The sequence below is a fragment of the Micromonospora sp. NPDC005163 genome (genome assembly GCF_053599835.1).
The window spans coordinates 18,934-37,086 of sequence record NZ_JBSFYP010000064.1 but is presented as its reverse complement, the minus strand read 5'-3'; the positions used below and the strand labels follow the sequence as shown (position 1 = coordinate 37,086).

Genomic DNA, 18,153 nt, shown 5'->3' with positions numbered 1-18,153 from the left:
CCGCCGCCCGCCGCCCGCCGCCCGCCGCCCGCCGCCCGCCGCCCGCCGTGCGCGGGGTGGGTTTGGCGGCGGGGTCCGCGATCCGGTTGACTGGTCCGGTGCTGAGGGTGGGATTGACCGGCGGGATCGGGTCGGGCAAGAGCGCGGTGGCCGCGCGGCTGGTCGAGCGGGGTGCCGTGCTCGTCGACGCCGACCGGGTGGCCCGGGAGGTCGTCGCGCCGGGCACCGAGGGGCTGGCCGAGATCGTCGCCGCCTTCTCCGAGCGGGTGCTGGACGCTGAGGGCGCGCTGGACCGCGCCGCACTGGGTGCGGTGGTGTTCGCCGACGAGACCGCCCGCCGGCGGTTGGAGGCGATCACCCATCCCCGGGTCCGGGCCCGCACCGCCGAGCTGGTCGCCGCGGCGGCACCCGATGCGATCGTCGTCAACGACGTACCGCTGCTGGTGGAGGTCGGTCTGGCGCCCACGTACCACCTGGTGGTCGTGGTGCAGACGGCCGTGTCGACCCGACTGGAACGGCTGGCGGGCGACCGGGGGATGGACCGCGCGGAGGCCGAGCGGCGGATCGCCGCGCAGGCCGACGACGCCCGTCGCCGCGCGGTGGCGGATGTGGTGCTGACCAATGACGGCAGCCTCGCGGCGCTGCACGCCGAGGTGGACAGGCTCTGGCACCAGCGGCTGCTGCCCTTCGAGCGCAACCTGCGTGAGCGGCGGGTGGTCCCGCCGGGCCGGGTCGACCGGGCCGAGGCCGACCCGACCTGGCCCGAGCAGTACGAGCGGCTGGCCGCGCGGATCCGGCACGCGCTCGCCCCGGCGGACCTGCGGATCGACCACGTCGGTGCGACCGCGGTGCCCGGCGTCGCCACCGAGGACGTCATGGACGTGCAGGTGGCCGTGCCCAGTCTCGCCGACGCCGACGGGACGCTGGCTGACCGGTTGGCGAACGCCGGGTTCCCGCGGGTGCCGGGGCTGTGGTGGGACGATCCGCGCCCGGCCGGCAGCGGCCGGTGGGAGAAGCGGCTGCACGGCGGCGCCGACCCGGCCCGCCCGGTGCGCCTGCACGTGCGGGTGGCCGGATCGCCGGGCTGGCGGTACGCGCTGCTGATGCGCGACTACCTGCGCGCCGATCCGGGCCAGCGGGCCGTGTACCTGCTGCTCAAGCGGGAGTTGGTCGACGCGGCGCCGGTTGTCGGCGGTCCCGGTACGGCCGGCGACCCCTGGTTCGACGAGGAGTACCTGCGCGCCGAGCAGTGGGCCGCGCAGACCGGCTGGCGGCCGTAGGGACTGTTTCGGTCAGGTGGTGGCCGCGGAGCGGGGCACCGGAGCGAGCCGGGGTACCGAGGCGGGATTGAGGTCGAGTTGTGCCCACGTGCCGGGGGCGGTGCGCAGCTCCAGCCGGCGCAGCGACCCGTTCCGGTCGATCCAGTAGCGCAGGAGCGCGTCCGCCGTGCGCAGCTCGACGACGTCCACGGTCCGCCCGGCGGCGACGTCCTCGCGTACCCGTACGGCCGCGCCGCGCTGCCCGGCCGACCCGGCGGCGGCCACCGCCGCGCCAACCAGCAGGCTGAGGTCGTCCGTACCGGTCCGGGTGAACCGCCACGCCCCGGCCGGGGGCGGCAGCGGCGGCCGACCCGGCGTCTCCGCAGTGCCACCGCCACCGGCCGCGGCCGGTACGTCCGCCCGGGCCAGGCCGGCGGTGTCCCGCCGGAGCAGGGTCCGGCGATCCGGTACGCCCAGATCGGCCACCGCCAGGTAGGCGGTGCGCGCGGTCCAGCTCAACCAGCCGGCGCCCCGCAGGTTGGTGTCCGTGCCCACCGGGGCGGTCAGCGTCAGCGTGGCCCCGCCCTGCGCGCGTAGCCGGGCCGGCAGGCGGCTGAGCCGGTCCCGTTCGGCGTCGGTCAGCGCGCGGGGCAGCCCCGGCCGGCCACCGAGCGCGTCCACCGGCCGCAGCGTCGGCCGGTCCGCCCGGTTGAGGATCACGGTGACCGGCCCGACGCCGGGCAGTTGGGCGACCAGCTTGTGCAACCGGCTGTCCTGGTCGAGCCAGTAGCGGGTCTGCCCGTCCGGGTCGGCCTCGACGCCCGGCGGGTCGGCCGCCGCGCTGCCCGGTGCCGGGTTGCCGCTGGCGGGTGCGCCGCCCGGCAGCGGCGCCTGCAGGATGTCCACCGGGCCGGCGGCGAGGGTGTCCCGGGCCACCCAGCGGGCACCGCCGTCGCGCAGTGCCTGAGCCGGGTCCGGGCGGTCGGCGGCGAGGCCGAGGAGCAGGTCGAGCACGGGAGCCAGGCCCGCGCCGGGTGCCAGGTGGTGCAGCCGCCAGTGGTCCGCCGGCGGCACCAGTGGCGGCGCGGCGGGAGTGGGCACCGCCGACGGGTCCGGCCGGATCACCAGCAACGGGCCGACGCTCTGCAACAGGCCCCGCTCGACGCCCGCGCCCGGCCCACCCACGTCGAGGTAGAGCAGCGGCCGCGACCAGTCCACCCACCCCACGAGTTCGGTACGGGCGGCACCGGCGCCGACCGTGACGCGGACCCCGGCGCGCAGGTCCCGCAGGTTGGTGACCCGCATCGCGGCGAGTCGCTCGCCTTCGGCCACGGTCAGCGGCCGGGCGGGCTCGGGTGGGTCGGGCGCCCAGCTCAACAACCCGATCACCAGCGCGGTCGCGGACGTGACTGCGGTCAGGCCGAGCAGCAGGAGCACCGTCCGGCGGCGGCGGCGGCGGCCGGCTCGGGCCGGGCCGGTGGTGTCGGCGGCCGGGTCGGTGGCGCCGCCGGGGCGGGGCGTGCTGCCGGTGTCGCGCGTCGGGTTCGGAGAGGTGTCCACGGATGTGAAACGGGCCGAGCGGCGGCGGGGTGACGAGCACGGTCGGGTGGCGTCGCCGGAACGAGCAGGGGCGCTCGCGGCGGCCGGTCAGCGCCTCGAGCGCGACCACACCGGTGCGCACGCCGGACGCGCCGGGTGCTGCGACCGCTGTGCCGGGGGTGGCCGGCCGAGATGACGGCCTGGGCCACCGGCCCGGTCGGCCGCCGCGAGCGGCCTACAGCGAGAGCCTAGCGCCGGTGACATGTGCCACACAATGGGAATATTGAAGCTGATCACGTAACCGCCGTGACGGCCGTTCCTGTCGGACCTCCGGCGTACCGTTGAGGTCATGGCGCTCGACATTCCCCGGCTGGACAGCCGCTTCCAGGTCGTCAGTGACTTCCAGCCGGCCGGCGACCAGCCCGCCGCCATCGACGACCTTGAGCGTCGCGTTCGGCGTGGCGACCGCAACACGGTGCTGCTCGGCGCGACCGGCACCGGCAAGAGCGCCACCACCGCGTGGCTCATCGAGCGGCTGCAGCGCCCGACGCTGGTGCTCGCCCCGAACAAGACGCTCTGCGCGCAGCTGGCCAAGGAGTTCAGCGAGCTGCTGCCGCACAACGCGGTCGAATACTTCGTCTCGTACTACGACTACTACCAGCCCGAGGCGTACATTCCGCAGACCGACACCTACATCGAGAAGGACTCCTCGATCAACGAGGAGGTCGAGCGGCTGCGGCACTCGGCGACGATGTCGCTGCTGACCCGCCGCGACGTGATCGTGGTGGCGACCGTGTCGGCGATCTACGGCCTGGGCACCCCGGAGGAATACCTCGACCGGGCGGTCCGGGTCGAGGTGGGCCAGGAGCTCGACCGCGACAAGCTGCTGCGCCGGCTGGTCGACATCCAGTACACCCGCAACGACATGGCCTTCAACCGCGGCACCTTCCGGGTCCGCGGCGACACGCTGGAGATCATCCCGGCGTACGAGGAGCTGGCTGTCCGCGTCGAGATGTTCGGCGACGAGGTGGAGAAGCTCTACTACCTCAACCCGTTGACCGGTGACGTGGTCCGGGAGGTCGACCAGCTGGTGATCTTCCCGGCGACGCACTACGCGGCCGGCCCGGAGCGGATGGAGCGGGCCATCCGCGACATCGAGGTGGAGCTGGCCGAGCGGCTGGCCGAGCTGGAGCGGCAGGGCAAGCTGCTGGAGGCGCAGCGACTGCGGATGCGCACCACCTACGACATCGAGATGATGCGGCAGGTGGGCTTCTGCTCCGGCATCGAGAACTACTCGATGCACATGGACGGGCGGCTGCCCGGCAGCCCGCCACACTGCCTGCTCGACTACTTCCCGGACGACTTCCTCACCGTCATCGACGAGTCGCACGTGACGATCCCGCAGATCGGCAGCATGTACGAGGGCGACGCCTCGCGTAAGCGGATGCTCATCGACCACGGTTTCCGGCTGCCCAGCGCGGCCGACAACCGGCCGCTGCGTTTCGACGAGTTCCTGGAGCGGGTCGGCCAGACGGTCTACCTCTCGGCGACTCCGGGCCCGTGGGAGTTGGAGCAGGCCCAGGGCGAGTTCGTCGAACAGGTCATCCGCCCCACCGGGCTGATCGACCCGGAGGTCGTGATCAAGCCGACCAAGGGCCAGATCGACGACCTGATGCACGAGATCAAGCTGCGCACCGAGCGGGATGAGCGGGTGCTGATCACCACGCTGACCAAGAAGATGGCCGAGGATCTGTCGGACTACCTGCTGGAGAACGGCATCCGGGTGCGCTACCTGCACTCGGAGGTCGACACCCTGCGCCGGGTGGAGCTGCTGCGCGAGCTGCGCAAGGGCGAGTACGACGTGCTGGTCGGCATCAACCTGCTCCGCGAGGGGCTGGACCTGCCCGAGGTGTCGCTGGTGGCGATCCTCGACGCCGACAAGGAGGGCTTCCTGCGCAGCGGTCGGTCACTCATCCAGACCATCGGCCGGGCCGCCCGTAACGTCTCCGGCCAGGTGCACATGTACGCCGACAAGATCACCCCGTCGATGGCGGCCGCGATCGACGAGACCGATCGGCGTCGGGCCAAGCAGATCGCGCACAACGAGGCGCACGGGATCAGCCCGGAGCCCCTGCGCAAGAAGATCCACGACATTCTGGACGACATCTACCGCGAGGCGGAGGACACCGAGAACTCCCGGGTCGGGGGCGCGGTGCGCCAGCTCTCCCGGGGCAAGGCGCCGGTCAAGGAGACCCGCAGCCGCAGTCGGGCCGCCGCCACCACCCCGTCCCGGGAGGGGATGGCCCGTGCCGACCTCGCCCAACTCATTCAGGAGCTCAACGACCAGATGCTGGCCGCCGCACGCGAGCTGCAGTTCGAGCTGGCGGCCCGGATCCGCGACGAGGTCGCCGACCTGAAGAAGGAGCTGCGCGGCATGGACGCCGCCGGCGTGAAGTGACGACCACGCCAGCGGGCCGAAACGGCAGGTACGGGCCGGTCCGACCGGTCCACCGTGGGCGATTCGGCGGTTGCGCTACGCGAGCGTGGTATTGCACTGGGTGATCGTCCTGCGTACTCTCCCTCGGTGGGGAGGCGGGGATGCCGGTGCCAACAAGTCCTGTCATTCGACGTGTGCGGCTCGGCGCCGAGCTGCGCCAGTTACGCCGGCGCGAGGCGCTGACCCTGGAGCAGGTCTGCGACCGGCTGGGCTGGGCGTCGACGTCGAAACTGTCCCGCATCGAGCTGGGCCAGAGCCGCCCGGACCTCGCCGACGTCCTGGACCTGCTCGACGTCTACCAGGTGCCGGCGCCCGCCCGGGACGCGCTGATCGTGATCGCCCGGGACGCGGCCACCAGCCACGGCTGGTGGAAGACGCTCGGCGAGATGAGCGAGCGGCAGCGCACCTACGCCGAGCTGGAGGCGGGTGCCGCCCACATCGTCGAGTACCAGCCGGCGGTCGTGCCGGGGCTGCTCCAGACGCCGGCGTACGCCCGGTTGCGGGTCGCCGCCGGTGCCCTGCTCACACCGGAGATCGACGTGGAGGCCGAGGTGCGCGCCCGGGCGCTGCGACAGGAGGTGCTGCGCCGAGCGGACCCGCCGCGCTACACGGCGGTGCTGGCCGAGGCCGTCTGCGACCCGGCTGAGCTGGCGGTTCCGGTCTGGCGCGAGCAGCTGCGGCACCTGGTCGCCGTGAGCGGGCTGGCGCACGTGACGGTGCGGCTGCTGCCCCGCAGCGTGGCCGGCGACGGGCTGCACCCGCTCACCCCGTACTCCTGCTATGCCTTTCCCGACCCGGCGGATCCGCGGACGGTGATGCTGGAGGCGTTGACCACCGACGTCCGGTTGACCACCCCGCTCGACGTCGACCGGTACGAGCGGATGACCGAGGCTCTGCTGACCGCCGCGCTGTCACCGGAGGAGACGGTCACCGCGCTGGCCCGCCGCGTCGGCGAGTGAGGGCACGGCGCGACCACCGGGCCCGGCGCCCCCGAGCCCGTCGGGACCGGCGGCCGGCGCGTGCGGTGGGCACGATAGCCGCGCGGTACGACAGCTCCGCTCAGGCCGGCACGTCGATGAAGTGCTCGACCAGGGGCGGCCCGGCGAAGTACGGCCCGATCAGCTCGCGCCACCGCTCGAACCGCTCGGTGGCCCGGAAGTTCTCCTCGTGCGCCTCGACCGAGTCCCATTCGACCAGTAGCACGAATCGCGTCGGGGACTCGATCCCCCGGGTCATCCGCACCGACCGGCAGCCGGGCGTCCCGGCGAGCACCGGGTGACCCTGGGCGTACGCGGCGGCGAACGCGTCCTCGTTTCCGGGCAGTACGTCGATCAGCGCGACCTCAAGCACCATGGTGGAGAGCCTCCCACGACGGGTCGGCCGAGTGGTGTCGTGGGGTCTGTTCCGGTGTCGGCACAGACCCTAGGGTGGCACTGTGATGATCGACTGGCTGACCGGCACCGCGTTCCGGATGGCCGGCACCGGCACCACCTGGGCGGAGCTGTTGGGGTTCGCCACCGGCGTGCTGAACGTCTGGTTGGTGGCCCGGCAGCGGATCTCGAACTGGCCGATCGGCATCGCCAACGTGCTGCTGCTCATGCTGCTGTTCTGGACTGCCGGCCTGTACGCCGACGCCGGGCTCCAGGTCGTCTACGTCGCGCTCGGCTGCTACGGCTGGTGGCAGTGGCTGTTCGGTGGCGAGCGGCGGACCCGGCTCACGGTGAGCCGGACCGGGCGGCGGGAGTGGCTGGCGCTGGCCGTCGTCGGGGTGCTGCTCACCGGGGCGCTCTGGGCGCTGCTGGACCGGGCCACCGACTCCACCGTGCCGCTGCCGGACGCGCTGACCACGGCCCTGTCCCTGCTGGCGACGTACGGCCAGACCCGCAAGCGGGTGGAGAGTTGGTGGCTGTGGATCGCCGCCGACCTGATCTACATCCCGCTCTACGCGTACAAGGGCCTGCACCTGACCGCCGTCCTGTACCTGGTCTTCCTGGCCCTCTGCGTGCTCGGGCTGCGCGCCTGGCGGGCCGACCTGCGCCGGGCCGCCGGGCCGACCGCGGTGCCGTCCGGGCCGGCGCCGGTCAGCGCGTGACCGGGCGGGCACCGGGCCACCCGTCGGCACCGACGCCGAGGTCGCCCGGACGGGCGTCGAGTCCGGAGTTCGGGCACGGGATGGTGGTGGGGAAGTTCTATCCGCCGCACGCCGGGCACCACGCGCTGATCGAGGCCGCCGCCGCCCGCTGTGCCGCGGTCACCGTGGTGGTGGCGCCATCGCGCCGCGAGTCCATCCCGCTCGAGGCGCGGCTGGAATGGCTGCGGGAGGCGCACGCCCACACCCCGTGGGTCCGGTTCGTGGGTCGGTACGACGACCACCCGGTGGAGTACGCCGACCCGGCGGTCTGGGACGCGCACTGCGCGGTGTTCCGTGCGGCGGTCGGACCGGAGGCGGTGGACGCGGTCTTCTCCTCCGAGGCGTACGGCGTGGAACTGGCGCGGCGCTTCGACGCCGTACCCGTGTCGGTGGATCTGGACCGGCGGACCGTGCCGGTCTCCGGCACCGCGGTGCGCGCGGACCCGGCGGGTCACTGGCGATGGCTGAGCCCGCCGGTGCGCGCCTGGTTCGTCCGGCGGGTCGTGGTGGTCGGCGCCGAGTCGACGGGCACCACCACGATGGCAGCGGCGCTGGCCGCGCACTACCGCACCGACTGGGTGCCGGAGTACGGCCGGGAGTTGACCGCCCGCAAGCTGGCCCGGCTCCGCGAACGCTCGCCCGGGGCGAGTGTGTTCGACGTCCGTTGGGACCGGGGCGACTTCCGCACGGTGGTCCGCGAGCAGCAGGCGGCCGAGGACGCGGCGGCCCGATCGTCCGGGCCGCTGTTGTTCTGCGACACGGATGCGCGGGCCACCGCCGTCTGGGAGGAGCGCTACCTCGGCAGCGCGTCCCCGCAGGTCCGGGCCGCGGCACGCCGGCCGGCGCTGTATCTGCTGACCGACCACCGGGACGTGCCGTTCGCCGACGACGGTCTGCGCGACGGGGAACACCTGCGGGGCTGGATGACCGAGCGGTTCCGCACCGAGCTGGCGGGGTGCGGCGTGCCGGTGGTGGAGCTGACCGGACCGCACGCCGAGCGGCTGGCCCGTGCGGTGGCGGCCTGCGACGCCCTGCTCGCCACCGGCTGGTCGCTCACCGACCCCCTTGTCGCACCTGACACGCACTAGCCTCCTAGGACGCCCGAGGGGACGTGTCGGACGCTATTCCCGTTCGGCGAGTGGGCGGTGACACCGAATGCCCGGGGTGCGATCACACCGCGTGGTGGGGGAGAATGGCCATCGAGGAGGGGAGTATTCCCTCGCGACGGAGTCGTCAGCACGGTCGATCGCCGGAACGTCGGCGGCCCCCGACCCGGCCCCGTCGGTCGCCGCCCGCTCGCGGGAGGCGGCGGAAGAGACCTCCGACAGTCACCAGAGTGAGCGTCAGCGGCACACCGGCCCTTTCGGGGGCGTACGGTGTGCCCGACGCCGCGTGTCTGCCGGAGGAATGAAGTTGGACGTGTCCGGATTGGTGTGGGCGGGGACTCTCGTCGCACTGACTGCGGTTCTACTCGTCGACCTGTTGATCATCGGTCGGCGTCCACACGAGCCGAGTGTGCGCGAGTCGAGCCTCTGGGTCGCCTTCTACGTCGGCCTGGCCCTGCTCTTCGGCGCCGGTCTCTGGCTGACCTCCGGGGCGAGCGCGGCCGGGCAGTTCTACACCGGCTGGCTCACCGAATACAGCCTCTCGGTGGACAATCTCTTCGTCTTCGTGATCATCATGGCCCGCTTCGGGGTGCCCCGGCAGTACCAGCAGAAGGTGCTGCTGGTCGGCATCGTGCTGGCGCTGGTGATGCGCGGTGGGTTCATCGCCGCCGGCGCCGCCCTGATCTCGCAGTTCTCCTGGGTCTTCTACATCTTCGGCGCCTTCCTGATCTACACGGCGGTCAACCTGGCCCGGCAGGGCGAGCCGGACGAGGACGAGTTCTCGGAGAACCTGCTGATCCGGTGGAGCCGTCGGGCGCTGCCGATCTCCAAGAGCTACGAAGACGCGAAGCTGACCACCCACGAGAACGGCCGGCGGCTCTTCACGCCGATGCTGATCGTCATGATCGCGATCGGTACCACCGACCTGATCTTCGCGCTGGACTCCATCCCGGCGATCTTCGGCATCACCCAGGAGCCGTACCTGGTCTTCACCGCGAACGTCTTCGCGCTGATGGGCCTGCGTCAGCTCTACTTCCTGCTCGGCGGCCTGCTCGACCGGCTGATCTACCTGAGCTACGGGCTGGCCGTGGTGCTCGGCTTCATCGGGGTCAAGCTGGTGCTCGAGGCGCTGGCCGACAACAACCTGCCGTTCATCAACGGCGGTGAGCACGTGGGGTGGGCGCCGCACATCCCGATCTGGCTCTCCCTGCTGGTCATCCTCGGCACCCTGCTGGTCGCCACGATCGCCAGCCTGATGAAGTCCGCCCGGGACCGACGCCGCGAACTGGCCGAGGCTCGACGCTGACCCGCCGCCGGCCGGGTGCGGGGACGCGCCCGGCCGGTCAGACCCGGTGCGCGCCGACCAGGGTGGCGGTCCGATCGGCCGGCAGCGGCTCCTCCACCACTCGCCGCCGCCGGTAGCAGGCGTGCAGCATCCGCCGGTTCTCGTGGTCGCCGGGGACGGCGGTGACGATGCCGATGTGATGGATCTTGCGGCCGGGTCGGGCGAAGAAGTAGAGGTCGCCGGGGCGCTCCTCGCCCAGCGGCAGTGGTGTGGTCGCCTGGGCCTGGTCGTCGGCGTCGCGGGGCAGCAGCACCCCGAAGCGGCGCCAGGCCAGGTGCACCAGCCCCGAGCAGTCGATGCCGTACGCGGAGAGCCCACCCCAGACGTAGACGACGTGCAGCAGCCGCTGCGCCACCGCGAGCGCGTCGGCGGCGCTGGGCGGCGTGGCCGGCGCGCAGGTGAGCTGACCGTCGGGCAGCCAGAGGGGCGCGGCCTGGCCGGGGACGTGCACCGGCTGCCAGCCGTCGCGCACCGGGCCGGCCGGGACGAGGCAGGTGCCGACGACCACGCCGGGCAGCACCACCGGCCCGTTCGGCGCGGCGCGCAGCCCGGTGACCGTGGCGTCCACCACCAGGGGGCGGCCGGTGACGGCCGGGTCGACGGGGGCCAGTTGATCGACGGGCAACCAGCCCGGGTAGCCGCGCGGGTCCAGCTTCGCGGCCGGTTGCTCGACGGCGACCACCCGCGCCCAGCCGTCCGGGCGCAGCTCGCTGATGAGCACCCGCTCGCCCAGCAGCAGCTGGCTCAGCACGCAGTCGCCGACCTGTTGGTCGGTGTCCAGGCCGGAGACCCAGGTCGGGATGTCGGCGCGCGCGGTCAGCGCCGGCTGATCCACCGGGCGGACCGCCTCGGGGGAGGTCCACAGCGTCGCCACCGCGACCCGGACGACGGCCTCGCAACCCGGTTGCAGCTCCACGTCAACCCCCAGCTCGTGTCCGCTGTCTCTGGAACCCTATGAAAGAAACCAACGATCATCAACTGCGGGGCTGCATCTTTACTTCAGCCAGGCCAGAGATGCCCAGGCCGGGAGCGTCCGGCAGCACCACCGTGGCGCCCTCGTAGCGGAGGCCGCCATGCACCGGTGACCAGGCCAGCCACCAGGCGGCGTCCAGGTCGGCGACGGCGGTGGTGCCGTACGCGCCGACCAGGCTCGCCGCCGCCCCGATGCCGACCTGGGTCTCCATCATCGACCCGACCACCGTGCCGAGCCCGTGCGCGGCGGCCAGCTCCAGCAGGGTGCGCGCCGGTTGCAGCCCGCCGGCCTTGGCCAGCTTGACGTTGACCAGGTCGGCGGCCCGTCGACGGATCACCTCCACCAGGTCACGGACCCCGAAGACCGCCTCGTCGGCCAGGATCGGCACGGACACCCGGTCGCTGACCCACGCCAGCCCGTCCAGGTCCCAGCGGGCCACCGGCTGCTCCACCAGCTCCACGTCGAGCCCGGCGTCCTCGATGCCGCGGATGACCCGTACCGCCTCCCGGGGCGTCCAGCCCTGGTTGGCGTCGAGCCGGATCCGGACCCCGGCGCCGACCGCCGAGCGGACCGCCCGGACCCGGTCCAGGTCGCCGGCCGCGTCGGTGCCGACCTTGAGCTTGAGCACGCCGAAGCCGTCGGCCCGTCGCTGTCGCGCGGCCGACGCCAGGTCCGCCGCGTCGCCCGCGGCCAGCGTGACGTCCGTGGGCACCCGCAGCGTGGTGCCGCCGAGCAACCGCACCAGGGGTACGCCCAACCGTCGGGCGGCCAGGTCGTGCAGGGCGACGTCGACCGCTGCCTTGGCCGCCTCGTTGCCGACCACCGCGCGCTGCACCTCGGCGCAGCGGGCCACCAGGTCGTCCGGGTCGCGACCGGTGAGCAGAGGTCCGAGCAGCTCCCGTACGCACGCCTCGGCGCCAGCGACCGACGCGCCGGTGACCTGCCAGACCTGCGGCGCCTCGCCGAAACCGGACCGGCCGTCGGCGTCGACCAGTTCGACGACCAACGTGTCCACAGTGGTGGTACGGCGCAGCGCGGTGACGAACGGGGTGTGTAAGGGGGCGGAAACCCGGTGGGTGCGTACCGCCGAGATCGTCATGTGGGGCACCCTATACGCAGGCGCGCGGCGGGAGGGGAGACCGGATGACCGGGCGGGACTGGGAGATGGTGGGCGCACCGAACGCGCGTGACCTGGGCGGCATCGTCGGCGCCGACGGCCGGCGGGTGCGCCCCGGGCGGCTGATCCGGACTCCGGCGCTCGGCCGGCTCACCGACGAGGACCTGCCGGTGCTCGCGAAACTCGGCCCGGCCTGCGTGGTCGACCTGCGTGACGGCTCGGAGATCGCGGTGGCCCCGACGGACCGGCTGGTGGGCGAGCCGCAGGTGGTGCACCTGCCCGTGCACGACCCGGAGCACCCGGTCTTCACGTACGTCTCGGCGGTGCTGCTCGGCCACGACCTCGACGCGTACGCGGAGCTGGCCCGGCAGGGCACGGCGGCGGCGATGGCCGCGATCTACCGGTGGTTCGTCACCGGCGAGTCGGCGCGGGTCGGCTTCGCCGAGGCCGTGCGGCTGGCCACCCAGCCGGAGAACCTGCCGCTGATCTACCACTGCTCGGCCGGCAAGGACCGCACCGGCTGGCTCACCGTCATCCTGCTGACCGCCCTCGGGGTGGACGAGGCGACGGTCCGCGCCGAATACCTGCGCAACAACGCGCTGACCGACAGCCTGCGCGCGGTGATCGTCGAGGCGATGCGGCGCCGCCAGCCCGAGCTGGACGTCGAGGCGGTGCTGCCGGTGCTGGAGGTTCGCCCCGAGTACCTCGACGCCGGCTACCAGGAGGTACGCCGAGTGCACGGCTCGTTCGACGGCTACCTCCGCGACGGCCTCGGGCTGCCCGACGAGGTCCTGACGGCGCTGCGGGAGAACCTGCTGGAGTGACCGGTGCGCCGGCCGGCCCGCGGGTGTCGGGGTCAGAGCTGGTGGCGGGCCGCCCAGACCTGCGCCGAGACGTGGGCGATCAGCCGGCAGGCGTCATCCTCGACCTCGTCGCCGCTGGGGCCGCCGTCGGCCAGGTCGGTCGTTGTGCAGACGGCGATCACGTACGGCGGGGCGTCGTCGGGCAGGACCACCCCGGCGCCGTGCCGGACGCCGCGTACCCAGCCGTTCTTGTGCGCGATCCGGGTGCCCTCGGGCAGGCCGGCGGCCAGGTCCTCGCGGTGCTCCTGGGCGAGCAGCACGTCCAGCATGGCCGCGCAACCGGCCGGCGAGGCGAGCCGGCCGGGGCTGGTGCCCCCGGTGGCGACCGCGCCGAGCAGGGCGGCCAGGTCGTGGGCGGTGACCAGGTTGGTGATGCCGGCCTCGCGGGCGGCGAAGTCCTCGATGCCGCGGCCGGTGACGCTGTGCCGGGCTCCGGCCAGCGCCCACACCTCGGCCACCGCGGGCAGGCCAACGTGGCCGATGATCAGGTTGGTGGCCAGGTTGCTGGACCGCACGATCATCCGGTCGGCGAGCCAGCGCAGCGGCGCGGTGCCGCCCACCCGGTCCCAGACCGCGTCGTCGTTGTCGTAGTGCTGCGCGCAGGAGAACCGGGGTGCGCCGGGCTGGGCCGAGCCGAACTCGTTGATCACCGGGACCGGGGCGTCCAGCTCCAGCGTGCCGGCCTCGGCGGCGCGGTGCAGCGCGGCGAGCACCGCCGCCTTCATGGTGCTGGCGGCGTAGTGGGCGGCGTCAGCGTGGCGGGTCCAGGTGGGCGGCGCGTCGAGGCGGCCCACGTACGCCGAGACGGTGCCGGGCACCTTGTCCAGGTGGGCGTCGAGATCATCCCAGGTCATGCCGGTGACCGTAGCGGATCACCGGCGGGTCGGCCGGGCGGGCCCGCGTACCCCGCCGGAACGCGGACGGGCGCGCCGACCGCAAGCGGTCGACGCGCCCGGTGCCGGCTGCTGGTGGGGTCAGCCGGCGTGCTTGCGGCGGGCGGCGGCCCGGCCACGCAGCTGCTGGTCGAGCACGACCTTGCGGATGCGCACCGCGGTCGGGGTGACCTCGACGCACTCGTCCTCGCGGCAGAACTCGAGCGCCTGCTCCAGCGACAGCTTGCGCGGCGGGATCAGCTTCTCGGTCTCGTCGGAGGTCGACGCCCGCATGTTGGTGAGCTTCTTCTCCTTGGTGATGTTGACGTCCATGTCGTCGGAGCGGGAGTTCTCCCCGACGATCATGCCCTCGTACACCTCGGTGGTCGGGTCGACGAAGAGCTGACCGCGCTCCTGCAGGTTGATCATCGCGAAGGCGGTGACCGCGCCGGCCCGGTCGGCGACCAGGGAGCCGTTGTTGCGGGTCCGCAGCTCGCCGAACCACGGCTCGTACGACTCGAAGACGTGGTGCAGGATGCCGGTGCCCCGGGTGTCGGTGAGGAACTCGGTGCGGAAGCCGATCAGGCCGCGCGCCGGGACCAGCCACTCCATCCGGATCCAGCCGGTGCCGTGGTTGACCAGCTGCTCCATCCGGCCCTTGCGGGTGGCCAGCAGCTGGGTGATCGCGCCCAGGTACTCCTCGGGCGCGTCGATGGTCAGCCGCTCGACCGGCTCGCAGGTCTTGCCGTCGATCTCGCGGGTGACGACCTGCGGCTTGCCGACGGTCAGCTCGTAGCTCTCCCGGCGCATCTGCTCGACGAGGATGGCCAGCGCCAGCTCACCACGCCCCTGCACCTCCCAGGCGTCCGGCCGCTCGGTGGGCAGCACCCGCAGCGACACGTTGCCGACCAGCTCCTTGTCGAGCCGGTCCTTGACCATCCGTGCGGTGACCTTGGAACCCTTGACCCGGCCGACGTGCGGCGAGGTGTTGGTGCCGATGGTCATCGAGATGGCCGGCTCGTCGACGGTGATCAGCGGCAGCGGCACGGGGTTCTCCGCGTCCGCGAGGGTCTCACCGATCATGATCTCGGAGATGCCGGCGACCGCGATGATGTCGCCCGGGCCGGCGGACTCGGCCGGCTTGCGCTCCAGGCCCTCGGTCATCAGCATCTCGGAGATGCGGACCCGCTGGGTGCTGCCGTCGGTGCGGCACCAGGTCACCGTCTGACCCTTGTTGATGGTGCCCTGCCGGACCCGGCACAGCGCCAGCCGGCCCAGGAACGGCGAGGCGTCGAGGTTGGTGACGTGCGCCTGCAGCGGCGCGTCCTCGTCGTACGCGGGCGGCGGGATGGTGTCCAGCAGGGCGCGGAACAGCGGCTCCAGGGAGGTGCTGTCGTCGGGCACCGAGCCGTCGGCGGGCTGGGTCAGCGAGGCGATGCCGTCGCGGGCGCAGGCGTAGACGATCGGGAAGTCGATCTGCTCCTCGTCGGCGTCCAGGTCGAGGAAGAGCTCGTAGGTGTCGTCCACGACCTCCTTGATCCGGGCGTCGGGGCGGTCCACCTTGTTGATCACCAGGATGATCGGCATCCGGGCGCGCAGCGCCTTGCGCAGCACGAAGCGGGTCTGCGGCAGGGGGCCCTCGCTGGCGTCGACCAGCAGCACCACCCCGTCGACCATGGTCAGGCCGCGCTCCACCTCACCACCGAAGTCGGCGTGGCCGGGGGTGTCGATGATGTTGATGGTGACCGGGTCGGAGCCATCCGCCGGCAGGTAACGCACGCCGGTGTTCTTGGCCAGGATGGTGATGCCCTTCTCCCGCTCAAGGTCCCCCGAGTCCATCACCCGCTCGGTCGTCTCACCGCGGGCGCCGTACGCGCCGGCCTGCCGCAACATGGCGTCGACCAGGGTGGTTTTGCCGTGGTCGACGTGAGCGATGATGGCGACGTTGCGGAGGTCGGTGCGAAGCTGCATACCCTCTATCCTTCCGCCTGCGCTCGCGCAGGCCGCGTCGGGGTCACCCCCAGGTGCCCCTGATCTCTGGTGAAACTGCTGTCCGGGTGGTTCTCCCGGCTGGCATGCTGGCTCCCGTGTCCCGGGGGCTTGAGTGCATGACCTGCTGACCTTGGTGCAGGGTCTGCCCACCCTGTGGATCTACCTGGTCGCCGCGCTGATTGTGGCGGGCGAGACCGCGGTGATCTTCGGCCTGCTCGTGCCGGGTGAGGCTACCCTGCTGCTCGTCGGCTTCCTCACCTACAACGGTACCTTGCGGCTGGGCCCGTCGTTGCTGGCGATGATCGTCGCCGCGGTCGCCGGTGACGCCCTGGCGTTCCGCGCCGGGCGGCGGTACGGCTCGCGGCTGCGTACCCGGCTGGGCCACCGGGTCGGGCCCGAGCGGTGGGGTCGGGCCGACGCGATGCTCGCCCGGCTGGGCGGGCGGGGTGTGTTCGCCGCGCGCTGGGTGGCCTTCGCCCGCACTCTGGTGCCCCGGCTGGCCGGCGCGGCCGGCATGCCGTACCGGCGGTTCGCGCCGTGGAACCTGGCCGGCGTGGTGACCTGGGTGGGCGGTTCGGTGCTGCTCGGTCACGTCGCCGGTGAGTCGTACGACACGGTCTCCCGGCTGCTCGGCCGGGCCACCGGGGCGGCGCTGGTGCTGCTGGCCGGCCTGCTGGGGGTGGTGCTCACCGGCCGGTGGCTGGGCCGTAACCCCGACCCGGTCCGGGCTCTGCTCTCGCGGGCCGGCGCGCTCCCGCCGGTGCGCTGGCTCAGCGCCCGCTACGGGGTGCTGTTCTTCCTGGTGGCGATACGGATCGGGCCGGCGTGGACGCTGCTGCTCAACCTCGCCGCCGGGCTGTTGCTGCTCTTCGCCGCCGGGCTCGCCATCGCCGGCCTGCTCGCCGTGGTGGTGCGCAACAGCGGGCTGTCCGCGCTGGACGGGGCGATCGGGGGCTGGTTCGCCGCCCGGCGGACCCCGGACGCCGCCGATGCCACCCTGGCACTGGTGTCGGTGGTGCGGGGGTGGGTGCTGATCGTTCTGGTGGCCCTGGTGGCCGCGGTGCTGGCCTGGCGGAATCGGCCGTGGCGGGCGGACCTGCTCAGCGTGGTCGGCACGGTGGGCGCGTTCGTGCCGCTGCTGGTGCTGGCCGTGGTGGCCGAGCTGACCGGGTCGCCGGGAGCGGGGCCGGGCGGCGGCGAGGGGGTCCCGTTCCCGACGCAGAACGCGGTGGTCGCGGCGAGCTTCTGCACCCTGGCCTGGCTGGTGTCCCGGGGCGCCCGCTGGCCGGTGGCGGTGGCCGCCTGGACGGCCGCCGCGGCAGGGGTGCTCGGGGTCGGCGGCGCCCGGCTCTACCTCGGGTTGGACACGGCGAGCGGGACCGCGGCGGCCGTGCTGCTCGGGGTGCTCTGGACGGTCGTGTTCATGGTCGCCTGGGCCACCCGGGACCGCGCGATGGGGGAGCGGGAGCAGCCGGAGGACCCGGTCCTGCCGCGCTCGCAGGGGCCTCGCCGCCCGGTCGAACCTTGCTAGGGTGCGGCGACGGTCACACGGGGGAGGAACGGCATGCGTGGACGGACCGGTCGGGTGGGTGCCGTGGTGCTCGCCGGGCTTCTGCTGACGGGCACGATGGTCGGCTGCGCCGACCGCGGTGAGCGCCCGCAGGGCCAGGCCGAGCCGGTCGCGGTCACCGATGCGCCGACGGACGCCCCGGTCGACGAGGCCGCCGCGGAGCCGAGCCCGTCGGCGAGCGGGGTGGCGGCGATGGGCGCCGCGCCGAGTCGCAGCGCGACCCCGACCCCGACCCCGAAGCCGACGAAGAAGCCGACCCGACCGTCCGGCCCGGCGACGAAGCCGCGCCCGGTGGCGAAGCCGCCCACCGAGACCAAGGTCCCGCCGGCGCCCCCGAAGCCGGCACCGACCTCCTGTAAGCCCAGCTACAAGGGCACCCAGGCGACCCGGGCCGAGACGAAGGCGGCGCTGGCCGACGCGGCCGCCCGCGTCTACTGGCCGACCTCCGCACCGGACATCAAGATCCCACTCGACCTGGTCAAGGCCACCGCCTGGCAGGAGAGCGGTTGGCAGTCCAACATCTACGCCTGCGATGGCGGCGTCGGGCTGATGCAGGTGATGCCGGGCACCGCGACCTGGATGAACCAGCGGTTCGAGCAGAGCTACAAGATCGACGACTACCGGGACAACGCGTTCCTGGGCGCCAACTACCTGGCCTGGCTGACCAAGTACATCGGCGACATGTACTTCGAGTCCGACTTCCGGCTCGACGCCGGCCTGTGCACCTCCGAGCTGAACTCCTGCCTGCTCAACGCGGTGATCGCCGCGTACAACTTCGGGCACGGGGCGGTGGCGCAGGAGGGGGAGCCGCTGGCCATCCCCAACCCGTCCTACGTGCGCAACGTGCGCGCGCTGATGACCGAGTGCGTCTGCCTGGGGTACTGAGCGA

Annotated in this window: 15 protein-coding genes; 9 read left to right on the top strand and 6 right to left on the bottom strand. The window is 73.1% G+C overall.

Annotation, left to right across the window (positions count from 1 at the left end; genetic code table 11):
• The first annotated feature begins 98 nt into the window (after positions 1-98).
• Positions 99-1,280: a dephospho-CoA kinase gene (coaE, locus tag ACWD6N_RS30455; protein WP_450005628.1), complete on the top strand. Its 1,182-nt coding sequence runs from the start codon at positions 99-101 to the stop codon at positions 1,278-1,280.
• A gap of 12 nt (positions 1,281-1,292) precedes the next feature.
• Here coaE and ACWD6N_RS30450 read toward each other — a convergent pair whose 3' ends face one another.
• Entirely contained in the window at positions 1,293-2,819 is a 1,527-nt protein-coding gene (locus tag ACWD6N_RS30450; protein WP_450005626.1) for a hypothetical protein, read from the bottom strand.
• Between the two features lie 328 nt (positions 2,820-3,147).
• Between ACWD6N_RS30450 and uvrB the strand changes: the two genes are divergently transcribed.
• Together uvrB and ACWD6N_RS30440 are read left to right on the top strand one after the other, a co-directional pair.
• Positions 3,148-5,256: an excinuclease ABC subunit UvrB gene (gene uvrB, locus ACWD6N_RS30445; protein WP_450005624.1), complete on the top strand. Its 2,109-nt coding sequence runs from the start codon at positions 3,148-3,150 to the stop codon at positions 5,254-5,256.
• Between the two features lie 140 nt (positions 5,257-5,396).
• Complete coding sequence (locus ACWD6N_RS30440; RefSeq protein WP_450005623.1) at positions 5,397-6,254, top strand: helix-turn-helix domain-containing protein; 858 nt, start codon at positions 5,397-5,399, stop codon at positions 6,252-6,254.
• 100 nt (positions 6,255-6,354) lie between these two features.
• On the opposite strand, the gene ACWD6N_RS30435 is transcribed toward ACWD6N_RS30440, so the two are convergent.
• Positions 6,355-6,648: an antibiotic biosynthesis monooxygenase family protein gene (locus ACWD6N_RS30435; RefSeq protein ID WP_450005621.1), complete on the bottom strand. Its 294-nt coding sequence runs from the start codon at positions 6,646-6,648 to the stop codon at positions 6,355-6,357.
• A gap of 85 nt (positions 6,649-6,733) precedes the next feature.
• Between ACWD6N_RS30435 and pnuC the strand changes: the two genes are divergently transcribed.
• The 3 genes from pnuC (at position 6,734) to ACWD6N_RS30420 (ending at position 9,838) form a co-directional block, all read left to right on the top strand.
• A complete protein-coding gene (gene pnuC, locus ACWD6N_RS30430) occupies positions 6,734-7,387 on the top strand; it encodes a nicotinamide riboside transporter PnuC (protein ID WP_450005620.1) in 654 nt (217 codons plus the stop codon).
• Positions 7,388-7,467: 80 nt separating this feature from the next.
• On the top strand, positions 7,468-8,514 hold the full coding sequence (locus ACWD6N_RS30425) for an AAA family ATPase (protein ID WP_450005618.1): 1,047 nt from the start codon (positions 7,468-7,470) through the stop codon (positions 8,512-8,514).
• A 325-nt stretch (positions 8,515-8,839) separates the two neighbouring features.
• Positions 8,840-9,838: a TerC family protein gene (locus ACWD6N_RS30420; protein WP_450005616.1), complete on the top strand. Its 999-nt coding sequence runs from the start codon at positions 8,840-8,842 to the stop codon at positions 9,836-9,838.
• 37 nt (positions 9,839-9,875) lie between these two features.
• On the opposite strand, the gene ACWD6N_RS30415 is transcribed toward ACWD6N_RS30420, so the two are convergent.
• Together ACWD6N_RS30415 and ACWD6N_RS30410 are read right to left on the bottom strand one after the other, a co-directional pair.
• Positions 9,876-10,793, bottom strand: a complete 918-nt coding sequence (locus ACWD6N_RS30415; protein ID WP_450005614.1) for a C40 family peptidase — start codon at positions 10,791-10,793, stop codon at positions 9,876-9,878.
• A gap of 58 nt (positions 10,794-10,851) precedes the next feature.
• Entirely contained in the window at positions 10,852-11,949 is a 1,098-nt protein-coding gene (locus ACWD6N_RS30410) for a mandelate racemase/muconate lactonizing enzyme family protein (RefSeq protein ID WP_450005612.1), read from the bottom strand.
• A 44-nt stretch (positions 11,950-11,993) separates the two neighbouring features.
• Between ACWD6N_RS30410 and ACWD6N_RS30405 the strand changes: the two genes are divergently transcribed.
• Positions 11,994-12,791, top strand: coding sequence for a tyrosine-protein phosphatase (locus ACWD6N_RS30405; RefSeq protein ID WP_450005610.1), 798 nt, complete (start codon positions 11,994-11,996; stop codon positions 12,789-12,791).
• Between the two features lie 32 nt (positions 12,792-12,823).
• Here the strand turns inward: ACWD6N_RS30405 and ACWD6N_RS30400 are convergent, their stop codons facing one another.
• On the bottom strand, positions 12,824-13,684 hold the full coding sequence (locus tag ACWD6N_RS30400) for a serine hydrolase (protein ID WP_450005608.1): 861 nt from the start codon (positions 13,682-13,684) through the stop codon (positions 12,824-12,826).
• Between the two features lie 120 nt (positions 13,685-13,804).
• Positions 13,805-15,673 (bottom strand): translational GTPase TypA, encoded by a 1,869-nt coding sequence (typA, locus tag ACWD6N_RS30395; RefSeq protein ID WP_354964904.1) that lies wholly within the window; start codon positions 15,671-15,673, stop codon positions 13,805-13,807.
• Between the two features lie 133 nt (positions 15,674-15,806).
• Between typA and ACWD6N_RS30390 the strand changes: the two genes are divergently transcribed.
• Both ACWD6N_RS30390 and ACWD6N_RS30385 read left to right on the top strand, forming a co-directional pair.
• A complete protein-coding gene (locus ACWD6N_RS30390) occupies positions 15,807-17,225 on the top strand; it encodes a DedA family protein (protein ID WP_354964903.1) in 1,419 nt (472 codons plus the stop codon).
• Between the two features lie 33 nt (positions 17,226-17,258).
• Positions 17,259-18,149, top strand: coding sequence for a lytic transglycosylase domain-containing protein (locus ACWD6N_RS30385; RefSeq protein WP_354964902.1), 891 nt, complete (start codon positions 17,259-17,261; stop codon positions 18,147-18,149).
• Positions 18,150-18,153: the final 4 nt, after the last annotated feature.